Origin of the sequence: Kocuria sp. CPCC 205261, assembly GCF_040981025.1 — a bacterium.
In the GTDB taxonomy this organism is placed as follows: domain Bacteria; phylum Actinomycetota; class Actinomycetes; order Actinomycetales; family Micrococcaceae; genus Kocuria; species Kocuria marina.
On the sequence record NZ_JAVKPU010000002.1, the window covers coordinates 198,303 to 213,180 of the forward strand.

General features: G+C 69.9%; 15 protein-coding genes. All 15 read left to right on the top strand.

The window, feature by feature from the left end; all coding sequences use genetic code 11:
- Positions 1 to 79: 79 nt before the first annotated feature.
- The 15 genes from glpK (at position 80) to RF646_RS04045 (ending at position 14,872) form a co-directional block, all read left to right on the top strand.
- Complete coding sequence (gene glpK, locus RF646_RS03975) at positions 80 to 1,579, top strand: glycerol kinase GlpK (RefSeq protein WP_368835307.1); 1,500 nt, start codon at positions 80 to 82, stop codon at positions 1,577 to 1,579.
- 222 nt (positions 1,580 to 1,801) lie between these two features.
- The gene (rpsD, locus tag RF646_RS03980) at positions 1,802 to 2,443 is read left to right on the top strand and encodes a 30S ribosomal protein S4 (protein WP_035961694.1); all 642 of its coding nucleotides are present in this window, start codon (positions 1,802 to 1,804) and stop codon (positions 2,441 to 2,443) included.
- A 224-nt stretch (positions 2,444 to 2,667) separates the two neighbouring features.
- On the top strand, positions 2,668 to 3,147 hold the full coding sequence (locus RF646_RS03985) for a DUF948 domain-containing protein (protein ID WP_241180694.1): 480 nt from the start codon (positions 2,668 to 2,670) through the stop codon (positions 3,145 to 3,147).
- Between the two features lie 2 nt (positions 3,148 to 3,149).
- Positions 3,150 to 3,608 (top strand): hypothetical protein, encoded by a 459-nt coding sequence (locus RF646_RS03990; protein WP_064845890.1) that lies wholly within the window; start codon positions 3,150 to 3,152, stop codon positions 3,606 to 3,608.
- Positions 3,608 to 6,295 (top strand): alanine--tRNA ligase, encoded by a 2,688-nt coding sequence (alaS, locus tag RF646_RS03995; protein WP_368835262.1) that lies wholly within the window; start codon positions 3,608 to 3,610, stop codon positions 6,293 to 6,295. The genes RF646_RS03990 and alaS overlap by 1 nt, the downstream gene beginning before the upstream one ends.
- Positions 6,295 to 6,798, top strand: coding sequence for a Holliday junction resolvase RuvX (ruvX, locus tag RF646_RS04000; protein ID WP_131332983.1), 504 nt, complete (start codon positions 6,295 to 6,297; stop codon positions 6,796 to 6,798). The genes alaS and ruvX overlap by 1 nt, the downstream gene beginning before the upstream one ends.
- A gap of 92 nt (positions 6,799 to 6,890) precedes the next feature.
- Positions 6,891 to 8,090 carry an endolytic transglycosylase MltG gene (mltG, locus tag RF646_RS04005; protein WP_085106011.1) on the top strand — a complete coding sequence of 400 codons (1,200 nt, stop codon included), beginning with the start codon at positions 6,891 to 6,893 and terminating at the stop codon, positions 8,088 to 8,090.
- Positions 8,091 to 8,100: 10 nt separating this feature from the next.
- Positions 8,101 to 9,018: a shikimate dehydrogenase gene (locus RF646_RS04010; protein WP_368835263.1), complete on the top strand. Its 918-nt coding sequence runs from the start codon at positions 8,101 to 8,103 to the stop codon at positions 9,016 to 9,018.
- Between the two features lie 93 nt (positions 9,019 to 9,111).
- On the top strand, positions 9,112 to 10,362 hold the full coding sequence (aroC, locus tag RF646_RS04015; protein ID WP_144996749.1) for a chorismate synthase: 1,251 nt from the start codon (positions 9,112 to 9,114) through the stop codon (positions 10,360 to 10,362).
- A complete protein-coding gene (locus RF646_RS04020; RefSeq protein ID WP_206398798.1) occupies positions 10,359 to 10,916 on the top strand; it encodes a shikimate kinase in 558 nt (185 codons plus the stop codon). Before aroC ends, RF646_RS04020 begins: the two co-directional genes overlap by 4 nt.
- A complete protein-coding gene (gene aroB / locus RF646_RS04025) occupies positions 10,913 to 11,998 on the top strand; it encodes a 3-dehydroquinate synthase (RefSeq protein ID WP_368835264.1) in 1,086 nt (361 codons plus the stop codon). The genes RF646_RS04020 and aroB overlap by 4 nt, the downstream gene beginning before the upstream one ends.
- Positions 11,999 to 12,144: 146 nt before the next feature.
- Entirely contained in the window at positions 12,145 to 12,708 is a 564-nt protein-coding gene (gene efp / locus RF646_RS04030; RefSeq protein WP_064845882.1) for an elongation factor P, read from the top strand.
- Positions 12,705 to 13,121, top strand: coding sequence for a transcription antitermination factor NusB (gene nusB / locus RF646_RS04035; protein ID WP_064845881.1), 417 nt, complete (start codon positions 12,705 to 12,707; stop codon positions 13,119 to 13,121). The genes efp and nusB overlap by 4 nt, the downstream gene beginning before the upstream one ends.
- Positions 13,122 to 13,229: 108 nt before the next feature.
- Complete coding sequence (gene pyrR / locus RF646_RS04040) at positions 13,230 to 13,892, top strand: bifunctional pyr operon transcriptional regulator/uracil phosphoribosyltransferase PyrR (RefSeq protein WP_144931841.1); 663 nt, start codon at positions 13,230 to 13,232, stop codon at positions 13,890 to 13,892.
- A complete protein-coding gene (locus tag RF646_RS04045; RefSeq protein ID WP_064845879.1) occupies positions 13,889 to 14,872 on the top strand; it encodes an aspartate carbamoyltransferase catalytic subunit in 984 nt (327 codons plus the stop codon). Before pyrR ends, RF646_RS04045 begins: the two co-directional genes overlap by 4 nt.
- Positions 14,873 to 14,878: the final 6 nt, after the last annotated feature.

Sequence of the window (14,878 nt, forward strand, 5' to 3'; positions counted from 1 at the left end):
GAGCACCATGAGCAAGCGAAACACCACCAAGACCGCCGAAGGCACCAAGACCACGGGTTCCGGTGATCCCCAGTACGTGATGGCCATCGATCAGGGCACCACGAGTACCCGCGCCATCATCTTCGACCACTCCGGCACCATCGTGGGTGTGGGCCAGTACGAGCACGAGCAGATCTTCCCGCGCGCCGGGTGGGTCGAACACGATGCGCAGGAGATCTGGCGCAACACCCGCCGATGTGTCGCGGACGCCCTCGCGGAGACGGAGCTGACCAAGGACGATCTCGCCGCGGTGGGCATCACCAACCAGCGCGAGACCACCGTGGTGTGGGACAAGAACACGGGCGAGCCCGTGTACAACGCCATCGTGTGGCAGGACACCCGCACGCAGGAGATCGTGGACGAACTCGCCAAGGACGGCGGGGAGGAACGCTTCCGCGAGCTCACGGGTCTGCCCCTGGCCAGCTACTTCGCCGGCCCCAAGGTCAAGTGGATCCTGGACAACGTGGAGGGCGCCCGTGACCGCGCCGAGGCCGGGGACCTGCTCTTCGGTACCACCGACAGCTGGCTCGTGTGGAACATGACCGGCGGCTCCAAGGACGGGGTGCACGTCACGGACGTGACGAACGCGTCCCGGACCCTGCTCATGAACATCGACACCCTCGACTGGAACGAGGAGCTGTGCGAGACCGTGGGCGTGCCCATGTCCATGCTCCCGGAGATCCGCTGCAGCAGCGAGGTCTACGGCAAGGGCCGCGCCCGCGGGTTCCTCAAGCAGGTCCCGATCGCCGGCATCCTGGGTGACCAGCAGGCGGCCATGTTCGGCCAGACGTGTTTCGAACCCGGCATGGGCAAGAACACCTACGGCACCGGCAGCTTCCTGCTCATGAACGTGGGGGAGACCCCGGTGCGTTCCGAGCACGGACTGATCACCACGGTGTGCTACCAGATCGAGGGCGAGAAGCCGGTCTACGCGCTGGAGGGTTCCATCGCGGTCACGGGTTCGCTCGTGCAGTGGGTGCGGGACAATCTGGGATTGATCCAGGACGCCAAGGAGATCGAGCCGCTCGCGCGCGCGGTCGAGGACAACGGTGGGGCGTACTTCGTCCCCGCGTTCTCGGGCCTGTTCGCACCGCACTGGCGTCCGGACGCCCGCGGCGCCCTGGTGGGGCTCACGCGGTACGTGCGCAAGGAGCACATCGCCCGTGCCGTGCTCGAGGCCACCGCGTACCAGTCCCGTGAGGTGGCCGAGGCCATGAACAAGGACTCCAAGCAGGACCTCACCGAGTTGCGCGTGGACGGCGGCATGACGGCCAATGAGCTGCTCATGCAGTTCCAGGCGGATCAGCTGGGTGTGCCCGTGATCCGGCCGAAGATCACCGAGACCACGGCCCTGGGCGCCGCGTACGCGGCCGGTCTCGCCGTGGGCTTCTGGGCGGACCTCGAGGAGATCTCCCGCAACTGGGCCGAGGACAAGCGCTGGGACCCCCAGGGGGACCGTGAGCAGCAGGACAAGCTGTTCCGCAACTGGGGCAAGGCCGTGACCAAGTCGCTCGACTGGGTGAACGAGGACGTGGACTGAATCGGCTATAGTGGACGGTTGGCTGGCACGTCGCGCCGGCGCATTCCCGGGACCCGTGGCACCCTCACGATCCCGCGCGTGCCCGGCGGACGCTAGGTCCGTCGGATTGCGGCTGATCCGCACCTCTCCCGTGGGAACCGATTCCCGCGCCGGAGGCCAGTACCACCCAGAACGGAACGCGGGTCCATCCCGTACGCCGTCGAACCGCATGAAAGGCAAGTTGTGTCCAACAGCTCCAACAGTGTTCGTGTGCGCCGTCAGGTGCGCAAGTCCCGTGCCCTCGGCATCCCGCTGACGCCGAAGGCCGAGAAGTACTTCGAGCGCCGCCCGTACGCTCCCGGTGAGCACGGCCGTGCCCGCCGCAAGCAGGACTCCGACTACAAGGTCCGGCTGATGGAGAAGCAGCGGCTGCGCGCGCAGTACAACATCCGCGAGAAGCAGATGCACCGCGCGTACGTCGAGGCCAAGCGTGTCGAGGGCCAGACCGGTGAGAACCTCATCGCCCTGCTCGAGACCCGTCTCGACGCCCTTGTCCTGCGTGCCGGCTTCGTCCGCACGATGGCCGCTGCCCGCCAGGCCGTGGTGCACCGCCACATCATGGTGGACGGTCAGCGCGTGGACCGCCCCTCGTACCGCGTGCGCCCGGGCCAGACGGTCCACGTGCACCCGCGCTCCGAGAAGATGGTCCCGTTCCAGATCGCCGCGACCGGCGCCAACCAGGATGTCCTCCCGGACACCCCGGCCTACCTGGACGTCACGATCGACCGTCTGCAGGCCAAGCTCACGCGCAAGCCGCAGCGTTCCGAGGTCCCCGTGACCTGCGAGGAACAGCTCGTGGTGGAGTACTACGCACGGATGGTCTGATCCTCCGTGCCCTCCGTCGCCCGTGTCACGGGTGACGGGCGAACAGCCCGCGGCCCTCGGCTGCGGGCTGTTCGCGTCCCGGGGACGACGGCGCACGGGCACACCGGGCCCGGTGGCGCCGGATTCCCCGTTGCACCCGGGTTCTTGGGTAGAGTTGCGCTTCGGTCGGTCTTGCGCGCGGGTCCGACCCTGATCTCGAAGTAGGAACGGAGTTGTGGTCGCCCATGGACGGTGGGGATATCGCCGGATTGCTCGCGGCATTGGTCTTCGCGGTGCTCGTGGGGTTGCTCGCGGTGCCCATCATCAAGCTAGGTCGTGTCTTCGATGAGTTGCGCCTGAGCATCCGCTCCATCAACGACGGCACCGCCCCGCTGATCGACGAGGTCACGCGTACCGTGGCCACCACCAACACCCAGCTCGAGAAGGTGGACGGGATCACGTCCAACGTCTCGGACGCCTCCGCCAATGTCTCCGCACTGTCCTCCCTCGTGGCCTCCACGGTGGGGCAGCCGCTGATCAAGGTCGCGTCCTTCTCCCACGGGCTGCGCCGCGCGTTCAGCCCCCAGGCCGGTGCCCAGACCCGGCCCGGCCCCCATACCGAGCCCGGTGCCGCGCCCGGTGGCGCGGCGACCGGCACGACCACCGGGTCCACGGACGCGCACGCCGCAGGCCGTGCGACCGGGCCCACGGACACCAGGAGCTGAGCATGGGTTTGTGGTCCAAACTCGCACTGCTCGCCGCGGGCGCCGTGGTGGGCGGAGCGGCCACGCGCGTGGCCTCCGACCCCGCCGCACGCGAGGCGATCGGGCGGCAGGTGCAGAGCGGCACCCAGGGTGCGGTGGCCCGCCACGGCTCCGAGGGCGCCGTCGAACGCCGCGCGAGCGGGAGCGCCGTGGAGCTCTTCCGCACCGCCGCGCGGCGGTTCCAGGACTTCGCCGCCCGGGTGCGCGCGGGGATGAACGAACGCGAGGCCGAGCTGCACGAGAAGTTCGGCGTGCGCACGCCCGTGGACCACACCGCGAACCACCCGGACGCCCCGCACCACGCCGCACCACCGCCGGATGCCCCGTGGCGGGCGGACACCGCCCACGAACCGGGCCCCGCACCGGGCGACCCCCGGGGTCGGATCATCACACACGTCCCATCGGAAGGGAATGACCGGTAATGCTCTCCCATGAGATCACACAGCGCTGGCTAAGCTACTTCGAGGGCAAGGGCCACCAGGTGGTGCCCTCGGCCTCGCTGGTGTCGCAGCAGCCCGGAGCCATGTTCACCATTGCCGGTATGGTCCCGTTCATCCCGTACTTCCTGGGCCAAGAGACGCCCCCGTACTCGCGGGCCACCTCGGTGCAGAAGTGTATCCGCACCCTCGACATCGACGAGGTCGGCAAGACCGCCCGGCACGGCACGTTCTTCCAGATGGCCGGGAACTTCTCCTTCGGTGACTACTTCAAGTCCGGCGCGATCCCCATGGCGTGGGAGCTGCTGACCTCCTCGCTCGAGGACGGCGGCTTCGGGCTGGACCCGGAGCGGTTGTGGGTCACCGTGTACGAGGGGGACCAGGAGTCTTACGACCTGTGGCACGACACCGTGGGGTTGCCCGCCGAGCGGATCCAGCGCATGGGCCGGGACGAGAACTACTGGGACACCGGCCAGCCGGGCCCCGCGGGTCCCGACTCCGAGATCTTCTACGACCGCGGCCCGCGCTACGGCCAGGACGGCGGTCCGGCCGTGGACGACGAGCGGTTCATCGAGATCTGGAACCTCGTGTTCATGCAGTACCAGCGTGGCGAGGGCAACGGCAAGGACTACGAGATCCTGGGGGACCTGCCCCAGAAGAACATCGATACCGGTCTCGGCGTGGAGCGCCTGGCCATGCTGCTGCAGGGCGTGGAGAACTTCTACGAGACGGACCAGGTCCGCCCCGTGCTCGACGCCGCCGCCGAACTGTCCGGTCGCGCCTATCGCGGCGCGGAGAAGCCGGGGGAGCAGGGCTACGAGGACGACGTCCGCATGCGCGTCGTCGCCGACCACGTGCGCTCCTCGCTCATGCTGATCGCGGACGGTGTCACGCCGGGCAACGAGGCCCGCGGGTACATCCTGCGCCGCTTGTTGCGCCGCGCGGTGCGCGCGATGCGCCTGCTCGGGGTGACGGACCCTTGCCTGCCCGTGCTGCTGCCACGCTCTCGCGACGCGATGAAGGGCGTCTACCCCGTGGTCGAGGATGACTTCGAACGGATCTCCAAGATCGCGTACGCCGAGGAACGCGCGTTCCTCAAGACCATCGAGTCGGGCACCACCCGCCTCGAGCACGCCGTGGAGCTCGCCAAGGGCGAGAAGCGCGCCCTGAGCGGCGCGGACGCGTTCGCGCTGCACGACACGTTCGGTTTCCCCATCGACCTGACCCTGGAGATGGCCGGCGAGGCGGGCGTGGCCGTGGACGAGCGGGCCTTCCGTGAGCTCATGGCCGAGCAGCGTGAGCGGGCCCAGCAGGACGCGCGCGCCAAGAAGGGCGCCATGGCGGACCTGTCCGAACTGCGCCGCCTGTTGAACGACCACGGCAGCCGGTTCACGGGCTACACCGAGCTCGTGACCCCCACGACCGTGCGCGCGATCCTCGCCGACGGCGTCCCGGTGCCCGCGGCGAGCGAGGGCGCGCGCGTGGAGGTCGTACTCGAGGCCACGCCGTTCTACGCCGAGTCCGGTGGCCAGGCCGCCGACACCGGCGTGATCGACTCCGCGGACGGGCTGCGCCTGACCGTGGAGGACGTCCAGCAACCCGTCAAGGGACTGTCCGTGCACCGGGTCACCGTGGCCGCGGGCCAGGTCGTCACGGGTGACGAGGTCACCGCGCGCGTGGACTCGCGGCGCCGTCACGACGGCGAGGCCGCCCACTCGGGCACGCACGTGATCCACGCGGCGCTGCACGACGTGTTGGGTCCCGACGCCGTCCAGCGCGGGTCGTTCAACAAGGAGGGTTACCTGCGCTTCGACTTCTCCCACGGGGAGGCCCTCACGCCGTCCCAGGTGCAGGAGATCGAACAGATCGCCAACACCGCGATCCGGGACGACTTCGAGGTCGTGACCCGCGAGATGCCGCTCGCCGAGGCCAAAAAGCTCGGGGCGATGTCCCTGTTCGGTGAGAAGTACGGGGACGAGGTGCGCGTGGTCGAGATGAACGGCCCGTGGTCACGTGAACTGTGCGGTGGCACGCACGTGGGCTCCACGTCCCAGCTCGGCTCGCTGTCCCTGGTCTCGGAGCAGTCCGTGGGCTCGGGCAACCGCCGTGTGGAGGCGCTCGTGGGGTTGAATTCGTTCAACCACCTGGCCGCCGAGCGCACCCTGGTCAACCAGCTCACGGGCATGCTCAAGGTCCAGTCCAGCGCCGAACTGCCCGAGCGCCTCGCGGCGACGCTCGAGAAGCTCAAGGAGACCGAGCGACAGCTCGCGGGGCTGCGCCAGCAGCAGCTGCAGGCGCAGGCCGGCCAGCTCGCGCAGGACGCGCAGACCGTGGGCTCCGTGCGCGCCGTCCTGCACGACGCCGGTGAGATCGCCTCGGCGGACGCTCTGCGCACCCTCGCTCTCGACCTGCGCGCCCGTCTGGGATCCGACGCCGCCGTGGCCGCGGTGACCGGTGTCGCGAACGGGCGCCCGCTCGTCGTCGTCGCCGTCAACGACGCCGCTCGCGACGCCGGCCTGGCCGCGGGCCAGCTCGTGCGCACCGCAGCGACCGCGCTCGGTGGTGGCGGAGGCGGAAAGCCGGACGTGGCCCAGGGCGGCGGTTCCGACCCGGCCCGCATCCCCGACGCGCTGGCCGGGATCCGCCAGCAGATCCTGGCCACGGCGGGCTGATGCCGCAACCCTTCGCACGCGGTGTGCGCATGGGCGTGGACGTGGGGACGGTCAGGGTCGGTATCGCCCTGACCGACCCCGACGCCGTGCTCGCGACCCCGCACGACACCCTCGGGCGGGACAGCAACCCCCGTAAGGCCTTCGATGTGAAGATCATCACCCGGTTGTGCGAGGAACGGGACGTGGTGACCGTCTACGTGGGGCTGCCGCGCAGCCTCGACGGCGGTGAGAATGCCTCGACGCGGATGGCTCGTGATTACGCGGCCTCACTGGTTCGTCGGTTAGGCTCACGGGGGTGCACTACAGCGGTGCGCCTGGTGGACGAGCGGTTGTCCACGGTGAGCGCGCACCGGTCGCTGTCGGACTCGGGTGTGTCACGACGTCATCACATGGACAGGGTCGATCAGGCCGCCGCGGTGACGTTCCTGCAGACGGCGGTGGACGAGGGGCGGCGGACCGGTACGGAACCGGGCGAACCCGTCCCCGACCGGGCTGCTGATTAGAGTTGACCGTGCGGGCGGTGATCCTGGCCCGCAGCACCCCACATGTGCACCATGAACGGCGGACGGAGAGAATTCGTGAGCGGAGAGAATTCGTGAGCAGAGAGCCGCGGGAGACCGGCACCGGTGACGGACAGGGCCACCGGTCCGACGGTGACGTGCTGACCTCTTCGAACGACGCGGGGGAATCCCGCCTGGCGGGGGCCTTCGAACACCACGACGTGACCCCGGAACAGCGGCAGCGCCGCAAGGTCCGTTCGCGCGCGTCCCTGGCCACGGCGATCGCGCTGTTCATCGCGGCTCTGGTCGTGGTTGTGGCCGTCCTGGGGTCCGCGTTCGGTCTGTTCGAACGCAAGGACTACCGCGGTTCCGGGGACCAGGACGTCACGTTCTCCGTGGCGGACGGCAGTTCCACGGGACAGATCGCCCAGGACCTGCAGGCGCAGGACATCGTGGCCAACGCCTCCCACTTCGTCTCCACGTTCCAGCAGCGCTACCCAGAGCAGTTCATCCAGCCCGGGGAGTACCAGCTCAAGACCCGCATGAGCTCCGACGCCGCCATCGACGCCCTCATGGAACGGGGGGAGGCCACCCACTATGCGGCCATCCCCAAGACCCAGCGCAAGGGGGACACGTTCGCGGCCCTGAGCCAGGCCACCGGGATCGACAAGTCCGAGTTCGAGAAGCTCGCCACGGACAAGGCCAAGTTCGGCATCCCGGACCGCTTCCCCGACCTGGAGGGCTGGCTGCACCCGGGGGAGTACCACTTCCCGCTCGACGCCACCGCGGAGCAGATCCTGCAGGAAATGGTGGACCGCACCAAGGACACGCTGTCCAAGAACAACGTCCCCGAGGACCGCTGGTTCGAGGTGCTCACGATCGGCTCCATCGTGGAGTTCGAGGGCACGCCCCAGGTCTACCGTTCCGTGGCCGGGGCGATCGAGAACCGGATCAACAACCCGAACGGCGAGACCAGCGGCTTCATCCAGTCGGATGCCTCCGTGACCTACGGGCTCGGCAAGACCACCGTGCACCTTACTGACGAGGAGAAGCGGGACAAGTCCAATCCGTACAACACGTACGCGAACCCGGGCCTGCCCGTGGGTCCCATCGGGTCCCCGAGCGACGACGCGATCGCCGCAGCGGCGAACCCCGAGAAGAACGACTACTACTACTGGGTAACGGTGAACCTCGACACCGGTGAGACCAAGTTCTCCAAGACGTACGAGGAGCACCAGCGCTACGTGCAGGAGTACCAGCAGTGGTGCTCGGACAACCCCGGTAAGTGCTCCTGAGGGGCGCGCGATGACGCGATCCTCTGTGCGGGCCGCGGTGCTGGGGCACCCCGTGGGCCACTCTCTGTCCCCGGTGCTGCACGCGGCCGCCTACGAGGCCCTGGGGCTCACGGCGCACTACACGCGCCGGGACGTGCCCGTGGGCGAATGGGACACCTTCTGGGCGGACGCCCGGGCTGCGGGGGACTGGGGCGGGTTCTCGGTCACCATGCCCCTGAAACCCCTCGCCGCCCGAGACGCCGACCGGGTCATCCCGCTCGTGCGGGCGCTCGGCGTGGCCAACACACTCACGTTCGAGGACGACGGACGCGTGGTCGCGGACAACACAGATGTCATGGGCATCATGTCCGCCGTGAGCGCGGCCGGCGCGATCCCGGAGACCCCGCGCGCCGTCGTGCTCGGCGGAGGGGCCACCGCCAGCGCGGCCGTCGCGGCCCTGCACGGGCTCGGGGCCGAGACGGTGGACGTCGTCGTGCGGACACCCTCGCGCGCACGGACCCTCGATGCCGTGGCGCGGGCGGTGGGCACCGAGGTGCGCACCGTGGCGTGGGAGTACGCCGCCGAGGCACTGCACACCGCGGACGTGGTCGTGGCGACCTTGCCCCCGCGCGGTGCGGACGAGCTCGCGTTGCAGTGGCGCGCCCAGGCGCCGTCGGTGTCCGGCGTGCTGCTCGACGCCGCGTACGACCCGTGGCCCTCACGGCTGGCGTCTGCATGGCAGGACGCGGGGGGCGCGATCGCCCCCGGTGTCGATATGCTGATCTTCCAGGCCGTGGATCAGGTCCGCTGGTTCACGCAGGGCGATCCCCTCGCGGCGATACCGCACGAGGACAGGGTGACCGCGGCCATGTGTCGCGCGGTGGGACGGCCCGAACGTGGCATCCCGCAGCGCGTGCGCATCGCGCAGGCCACACGACTCGCGCCGTGACCCGGCGCGCGTGCCGCCCGGGCCGGGGCGCACGACCGAGCGAAACGAATTGACCGCGGGGCGTGGACCCCGGGCGAGAACTGGAGTGTTTTGATGTTGCGTTGGCTCACGGCCGGGGAATCACACGGTGAGGCGCTCGTGGGGATCATCGAAGGTGTCCCCGCCGGTGTGGAACTGACCACCGGGATGATCCAGGACGCGCTGGCCCGGCGCCGGCTCGGGTACGGCCGCGGCGCCCGCATGAAATTCGAACAGGACCGCGTGCGCATCCTGGGCGGGGTCCGCCACGGGCTCACGCAGGGCGGGCCGGTCGCGATCGAGATCGCCAACACGGAGTGGCCCAAGTGGCAGGACGTCATGAGCTCCGACCCGGTGGATCCCGCGGTGCTCGAGGGCCGGGCCCGCAACGCGCCCCTGACCCGCCCGCGCCCCGGTCACGCGGACCTCACCGGCATGCAGAAGTACGACTTCGCCGAGGCCCGCCCCGTGCTCGAACGGGCGTCGGCCCGAGAGACGGCCACGCGCGTGGCGCTCGGTGTCGTGGCCTCCCAGGTCCTCGCGGCCCTCGGGGTGCGGCTCGTGTCCCACACGACCGCGATCGCGGAAGTGTCGGTGCCCGAGGGCGCCGCGCTGCCCGGCCCGGACGACGTCGCCGCGCTGGATGCCGACCCGCTGCGCTGCTTCGACGCCGGGACCTCCGAGGCCATGGTGGCCGCGGTGGACGAGGCGCACAAGGCGGGGGAAACCCTGGGCGGCGTCGTCGAGGTGCTCGCCGAGGGCCTGCCCCCGGGACTCGGCTCGTACGTGCACTGGGACCGACGCCTGGACGCGCGCCTGGCTGGGGCCCTGATGGGCATCCAGGCCATCAAGGGCGTGGAGGTCGGGGACGGGTTCCGTACCGCCGCGCGCCCGGGCTCCGCGGCCCACGACGAGACGCTGGCTGCCGACGGGACCGTGCACCGGGTCTCCAATCGCGCCGGCGGCATCGAGGGCGGCATGTCGATCGGTGACCTGTTGCGCGTGCGTGCCGCGATGAAGCCCATTGCCACGGTCCCGCGCTCGCTGCACACCGTGGACGTGGCCACGGGTGAACCCGCCCGCGCCCACCACCAACGCTCGGACGTGTGTGCGGTACCCGCGGCCGGCGTGGTGGCCGAGGCCATGGTCGCGCTCGTGCTCGCCCAGGCCGCCCTCGAGAAGTTCGGCGGCGACTCGATCACCGAGACGGTACGCAACAAGGACGCCTACCTCGCGGGGATCCCCGCCAACCTGCGCACGTCCCCCGAGCTCGCGGACCCCGCCGCGCTGGCCGCCCTGGACGAGGTGCGCGGGGACCTGGCGTGACGCGCCCCGCCCTGCCCGTGGTGCTGATCGGGCCGATGGCGGCGGGCAAGTCCCACGTGGCACAGCATCTCGCGGAGCACTACGGGTTGCCCCACGTGGACACCGATCGCGTGATCGAGTCCCGCTACGGACCCATCCCGCGGTTGTTCCGCGCCCGCGGGGAGGCCGAGTTCCGCCGGATCGAGGCGCAGGTCGTCGCCGAGTTGCTCGACGACCCCGACACTGCCGGGTCCGTGATCTCCCTGGGCGGGGGCGCACCCATGTCCCCGCTCGTGCAGCCGCTGCTGGCCGGGCACACGGTCGCATACCTGGAGGTGGACCTGGACACCGTCCGTCCGCGGATCAAGGGCAACACGACCCGCCCCATGCTCCAACCGGATCCCGAGGCCCGCTGGAGCCAGATCATGGCCGAGCGCCGCGAGACCTTCGAACGCCTCGCGACCATCCGGCTCGACGGCGCCGCGCCGCGCACCGTGGCGCAGATCGCCCGTGAGCTCTACCTCGCGCTGGGCGAACCGATCGCGCAGCCGCGCGGAAAGGAACACACCGCATGAGTGATCCCGTCAGCATCCCCGTCCACGGCGGTCCCGACAACCGCTACGACGTCCTCGTGGGCAACGGCCTGTTGAACCGCGTGCCCGAACTGCTGGGCGAGCGCGTCAAGAAGGTGCTCATCATCCACCCCCGCGCGCTGCGCGCCACGGGTGACGTGGTGCAGCAGAACCTCTCCGCCGTCGGGATCCAGAGCTTCGTGGCCGAGATCCCGGACGCTGAGGAGGGCAAGCGCGTGGAGGTCGCGGCGTTCTGCTGGCAGATCATGGGCCAGTCGGACTTCACGCGCACGGACGCCGTGGTCTCCGTGGGCGGCGGCGCCGTGACGGACCTCGCCGGTTTCGTGGCCGCCACGTGGTTGCGCGGGGTGCGCGTGATCCACCTGCCCACCACGCTGCTGGGCATGGTGGACGCCGCCGTGGGCGGGAAGACCGGGATCAACACCGCGGAGGGCAAGAACCTCGTGGGAGCATTCCACCCACCGGCCGCGGTCGTGTGCGATCTGGACTCACTGCAGACCCTGCCGCAGAACGAGCTGCTCACGGGCATGGCCGAGGTGGTCAAGTGCGGGTTCATCGCGGACCCGCGCATCCTCGAGCTGATCCGGGAGAACCCGCAGGAGGTGCGGGACGCGGCGTCGCCCGTGGCGCGCGAGCTGATGGAGCGCGGGATCCGGGTCAAGGCCGAGGTCGTCTCCTCGGACCTGAAGGAATCCGGGCGGCGCGAATACCTCAACTACGGCCACACACTGGGGCACGCGATCGAGCACAATGAGCGTTACCAGTGGCGCCACGGCGCGGCGGTGTCGGTGGGCATGGTCTTCGCGGCGGAACTCGGGCGCGCGGCCGGGTCGTTGTCCGACGACGTCGTGCACGAGCACCGCGAGATCCTCACGTCCCTGGGGCTGCCCGTGACGTATCGCGCGGACCAGTGGCCCCGGTTGCTCGAGGTCATGAAGCGGGACAAGAAGACCCGCGGCAACCTGTTGCGCTTCGTGGTGCTGGACCGGATCGCCGCACCGCGGATCATGGAGGTCCCGGACCCCGCGATCCTCTTCGCGTGCTACCAGGAGATCGCGGAGTGAGCCCGCGCGGACGGCACGGCGAGCGCCGTCGTCCGCGCCCCTGAGCACTGCTCGGCTGGCACGGCGGGCGGGCGCACGCGGTAGACTGGTCCGGCTCCACGCGCCCCGCCGCCGTGCGGCGACGTTCCCGACGAGAAAGTGACACCGTGGCAACCAGCAACGACATCAAGAACGGCACCATCCTCAAGCTCGACGGCAACCTCTGGCAGACCATCGAGTTCCAGCACGTCAAGCCCGGGAAGGGTGGCGCGTTCGTGCGCACCAAGCTGCGCAACGTGACCAGCGGCAAGGTGGTGGACAAGACGTTCAATGCCGGTGCCAAGATCGAGACCGCCACGGTGGATCGCAGCGAGTACCAGTACCTGTACCAGGACGGCGAGGACTACGTCTTCATGGACAACTCCACGTACGACCAGATCACGGTGCCGGCCGCCGTCGTGGGGGACGCCGCGAACTTCATGCTCGAGAACCAGAACGTGACCGTGGCCATGCACGAGGGCGCGCCCCTGTACATCGAGATGCCGCCGTCGGTCGTGCTCGAGATCACCTACACCGAGCCGGGTCTGCAGGGTGACCGCTCCACGGGCGGCACCAAGCCCGCCACGGTCGAGACCGGCTACCAGATCCAGGTCCCGCTGTTCCTCGAGCAGGGCACCAAGGTCAAGGTCGACACCCGCACCGGTGACTACCTGGGACGCGTCAACGAGTGAGCGGCGCCCGGAGCAAGGCCCGGATCCGCGCCGTCGAGATCCTGTTCGAGGCCGAACAACGTAACGAATCCGTCCGGGACGCCTTGGTGCGGCGGCGGGAGAACTCCTCCTCGCCCATCAACCCGTACACGGTGGACATCCTCGAGGGCGTCCACGACCGGCGCGAGGACATCGACGAGTTCCTGGAGACCTACTCCCAGGGCTGGGAGCTGGACCGGATGCCGGCGGTGGACCGCAACGTGCTGCGGGTGGGGGCATGGGAGCTGCTGTACAACTCGGAGATCCCGGACGGCGTGGCCGTCGCGGAGGCGGTGGCCGTGGCCCGGCAGTTGTCCACGGACGATTCGCCTCGCTTCGTCAACGGGCTGCTGGGGCGGCTGCAGAAGGTCAAGCCCTCCCTGCTCGACGACTGAACCCACCCCGGTCCGTGCTCGCCACGGGCCGGGGTTTTTCGTGTGGTAGCTTCGACTACGGATCGCACCCTTTAAGTCCGTCCGGTGAGGCGGGGAAGGAGGCGGCACGTGAGCGTGCCCGAACACGCCGAGCAGTCACCGCGGAGCATGACGTCCCGCGTAATTCTCTCGACACCCGACATCGACCGGGCCCTGTCCCGGATCGCCCACGAGATCCTCGAGTCCAATAAGGGCTCCCGGGGCCTCGTGCTGCTGGGGATCGCCCGTCGCGGCTACCCCTTGGCCCAGCGGTTGGCCGCCAAGCTCGAGCAGATCGACCCCGACTTCCACGCGCAACAGAGCACGGGTCAGCTCGACATCACGATGTACCGCGACGACCTGCGGCGTCATCCCGCGCGCACCCCGCAACCCACGGTGATCCCGGACTCCGGGATCGACGGGCGCACCCTGGTGCTCGTGGACGACGTCCTGTTCTCGGGGCGCACGATCCGCGCGGCCCTGGACGCCCTCGTGGACGTGGGACGCCCCAACGCGGTGCGCCTGGCCGTGCTCGTGGACCGTGGCCACCGCGAGCTGCCCATCCGCGCGGATCACGTGGGCAAGAACCTGCCCACGTCCTCCCACGAGAAGGTCCGCGTGCTGCTGCGCGAGTCCGATCCCCAGCCGCGCGTGAGGGGTCACGAGGACTGCGTGATCATCGACTCGCCGGTGGTCTCCGACGATGACGTCGCCCGCGCCCCCGGTACCGCCGGGAAGGGGCCGCGCGTATGAAGCACCTGCTGACGACCAACGAGCTGAGCTACCCCGAGGCAGTGCGGATCCTGGACACCGCGGACCAGATGGCCGCCGTGTCCTCGCGCTCGGTCAAGAAACTGCCCGCCCTGCGTGGGCGCACCGTGGTCAACCTGTTCTTCGAGGACTCCACGCGCACGCGGATCTCGTTCGAGACCGCGGCCAAACGGCTCAGCGCGGACGTGATCAACTTCTCCGCCAAGGGCTCCTCGGTGTCCAAGGGCGAGTCGCTCAAGGACACCGCACAGACGCTCATGGCCATGAGCGCGGACGCCGTGGTGATCCGCCACGCGTCCTCCGGCGCCCCGCAGCAGCTCGCGGACTCCGGGTGGATCGACGCCGCGGTGATCAACGCCGGGGACGGCAAGCACGCGCACCCCACCCAGGCCCTGCTCGACGCCATGACCCTGCGCCGCGTGCGCTCGCGGGCCACGGGCATGGCGAGCACCGGGATGGACCTCGAAGGAATGCACGTGGTGATCGTGGGGGACGTGCTGCACTCCCGCGTGGCCCGCTCCAACGTGTGGTTGCTCACGACCCTGGGCGCACGCGTCACGCTCGTGGCCCCGCCCACCCTGGTTCCCGTGGCCATGGACGACTGGCCGTGCGAGGTCGGCTACGACCTGGACGCCGTGCTGGCCGAGGCCCCGGACGCCGTGATGATGCTGCGGTTGCAGCGTGAGCGCATGAACGCCGCGTTCTTCCCGAGCGAGGCCGAGTACACGCGAGGCTGGGGGCTCACATCCCAGCGCGTGCAGCGCCTCGAGCACATGGGTGCGCCCACGGTGTTCATGCACCCCGGGCCCATGAACCGCGGCCTGGAAATTTCCTCAGAGGCCGCCGACTCCCCGCGCTCCACCGTGTTGGAGCAGGTGGCCAACGGTGTGGCCGTGCGGATGGCCGTGTTGTTCCTATTGCTCTCCGGCGACGAGAGCTCCCCGTACCCGAGCGAGAACTGAGGTGGC

Bases quoted from the DNA above. Each gene is read 5' to 3' on its own strand.
- RF646_RS03985 (WP_241180694.1), top strand. From the start codon at position 2,668: ATGGACGGTGGGGATATCGCCGGATTGCTCGCGGCATTGGTCTTCGCG.
- RF646_RS04010 (WP_368835263.1), top strand. From the start codon at position 8,101: ATGACGCGATCCTCTGTGCGGGCCGCGGTGCTGGGGCACCCCGTGGGC.
- RF646_RS04045 (WP_064845879.1), top strand. From the start codon at position 13,889: ATGAAGCACCTGCTGACGACCAACGAGCTGAGCTACCCCGAGGCAGTG.
- RF646_RS03990 (WP_064845890.1), top strand. From the start codon at position 3,150: ATGGGTTTGTGGTCCAAACTCGCACTGCTCGCCGCGGGCGCCGTGGTG.
- ruvX (WP_131332983.1), top strand. From the start codon at position 6,295: ATGCCGCAACCCTTCGCACGCGGTGTGCGCATGGGCGTGGACGTGGGG.
- aroB (WP_368835264.1), top strand. From the start codon at position 10,913: ATGAGTGATCCCGTCAGCATCCCCGTCCACGGCGGTCCCGACAACCGC.
- alaS (WP_368835262.1), top strand. From the start codon at position 3,608: ATGCTCTCCCATGAGATCACACAGCGCTGGCTAAGCTACTTCGAGGGC.
- aroC (WP_144996749.1), top strand. From the start codon at position 9,112: ATGTTGCGTTGGCTCACGGCCGGGGAATCACACGGTGAGGCGCTCGTG.
- glpK (WP_368835307.1), top strand. From the start codon at position 80: ATGGCCATCGATCAGGGCACCACGAGTACCCGCGCCATCATCTTCGAC.